2 protein-coding genes are annotated in these 2,195 nt (G+C 71.2%); both read left to right on the top strand.

Annotated features, from left to right (window positions below; all coding sequences use genetic code 11):
* Positions 1-244 precede the first annotated feature (244 nt).
* Positions 245-1,768 (top strand): DEAD/DEAH box helicase, encoded by a 1,524-nt coding sequence (locus tag ACFQ7F_RS45760; RefSeq protein ID WP_383285715.1) that lies wholly within the window; start codon positions 245-247, stop codon positions 1,766-1,768.
* A gap of 62 nt (positions 1,769-1,830) precedes the next feature.
* Positions 1,831-2,139 (top strand): SCO5918 family protein, encoded by a 309-nt coding sequence (locus ACFQ7F_RS45755; RefSeq protein ID WP_383285713.1) that lies wholly within the window; start codon positions 1,831-1,833, stop codon positions 2,137-2,139.
* Positions 2,140-2,195: the final 56 nt, after the last annotated feature.

Raw genomic sequence — 2,195 nt, 5'->3', positions numbered from 1 at the left:
GCTCGTGCATTTACCGCACCATCCAGGGCCACGGATTTCCTGCGCGAACACTTTGTCATCGACCTCGTGTTCCCTGTGCCGACCCTGTCAGGAACGTCACTCGTTCCCGCGCATCCGCCCGCAGCACATTTATCGCCGGCCGGATTCGCTTTACGCATTTACTCCGGCCCGTTCTCGCGATTCTCCGCGCTGTGCTTCCGCTGCGGAAATTCCTTGGTACGTGCCGCATCAAGGAAGGTTCCGCATGAACCGCACACGCACGAACGACCGCTCCTACCGCTCCGGCTCTGGTTCCGGCTCCGGCTCCGGCCGTAGCGGGAACCGCTACGGCGCGCCGTCCGGCGGCCGCTCCGGTGGCTCCAACCGTTCGGGCGGCTACGGGCGCCGACCGTCCGCGCCCCAGGGCGAGTTCGCCCTGCCGGTCACGGTCACCCCCGCGCTCCCCGCCGTCGAGGCGTTCGCCGATCTCGCGATGCCGGCGCCGCTGCTCACCGCGCTCGAGCGCGAAGGCATGAGCGTGCCGTTCCCGATCCAGGGGGCGACGCTGCCCAACTCCCTCGCGGGCCGCGACGTACTCGGCCGCGGCCGCACCGGTTCGGGCAAGACCCTCGCCTTCGGACTCGCGATGCTCGCCCGTACGGAAGGCCAGCGCGCCGAGCCGCGCCAGCCGCTTGCCCTGGTCCTCGTCCCCACCCGCGAACTGGCCCAGCAGGTCACCGACGCGCTCACGCCGTACGCCCGCGCCCTGAAGCTGAAGCTCGCCACGGTGGTCGGCGGCATGTCGATCGGCAGGCAGGCCGGTGCGCTGCGCTCGGGCGCCGAAGTCGTCGTGGCCACGCCCGGCCGGCTCAAGGACCTCATCGATCGCGGCGACTGCAGGCTGAACCAGGTCGGCATCACCGTCCTGGACGAGGCCGACCAGATGGCCGACATGGGCTTCATGCCCCAGGTCACCGCGCTGCTCGACCAGGTGCGCCCCGAGGGCCAGCGGATGCTGTTCTCGGCCACGCTCGACCGCAACGTCGACCTGCTGGTCCGCCGTTACCTCTCCGACCCGGTGGTCCACTCCGTCGACCCGTCGGCCGGCGCGGTCACCACGATGGAACACCACGTGCTGCACGTGCACGGCGCGGACAAGCACCGGGCGACGACCGAGATCGCGGCCCGCGACGGCCGGGTGATCATGTTCCTGGACACCAAGCACGCCGTCGACCGGCTCACCGAGCACCTCCTGAGCAGCGGCGTCCGCGCCGCCGCCCTGCACGGCGGGAAGTCGCAGCCGCAGCGCACGCGGACCCTGTCCCACTTCAAGACCGGTCATGTGACGGTGCTCGTGGCGACCAATGTGGCCGCGCGCGGGATCCACGTCGACAACCTCGACCTGGTCGTGAACGTCGACCCGCCCACCGACCACAAGGACTACCTCCACCGCGGCGGCCGTACGGCCCGCGCCGGTGAGTCCGGCAGCGTCGTCACCCTGGTCACGCCGAACCAGCGCCGCGACATGAGCCGGCTGATGGCCGCCGCGGGCATCACCCCGCAGACGGCCCAAGTGCGCTCCGGAGACGAAGAGTTGAGCCGCATCACCGGCGCCCAGGCCCCTTCGGGGATCCCGGTCACCATCACGATGCCGGCCGCGGAGCGCCCCCGGCGCGGCGGTTCCCCCTCCTCCCGGGGCCGCCGCAGCCGCAGCGCCCAGGACCGGCGCACCGACCGTGCCCCGCGTCGCCCCGCTCAGGGCCCTTCCGCATCCAGCTCGGCGGCCTAGAGCCTTCGCGCGTCGATCGCCTCAACTCTGTCAGCCGTCCCCCTCCTCGCCTGTGAGGCACCATGCGCTGCGTCATCGCCCGTTTCCCGTTCGACCTCACCAAGGGTGGAGTCCTTGAAGCGATGAAGGGCATCAAGCCCGAGCCCGTCACGGGTGACTCCGTCATCATCGGCCGCCGCCACTACCCCATCAAGCAGGTGGGCGCGGTCATCACCCGGCAGGACCGGCGTGACTTCAGCGCCGGGGAAGTCACCCGCGCCATGACGCTCCTCGGCTTCACCTGCCGCACGCCTTCCGAGGACGCGGCCCCGCGCGACCTCACCCCGCTCCAGACGGCGTCGGCGATGCTCGGCGCCTCCACTCCCGTGTAGCGGGAGACGCACGACACAGCACCAGAACAGCAAGAAGGGCCCCACCGGCGCGCCGG

It is taken from the genome of Streptomyces sp. NPDC056486 (genome assembly GCF_042795295.1).
Classification (GTDB): domain Bacteria; phylum Actinomycetota; class Actinomycetes; order Streptomycetales; family Streptomycetaceae; genus Streptomyces.
Note: the sequence above shows the minus strand (reverse complement) of the source record. Positions and strands in the feature narration are given on the sequence as shown.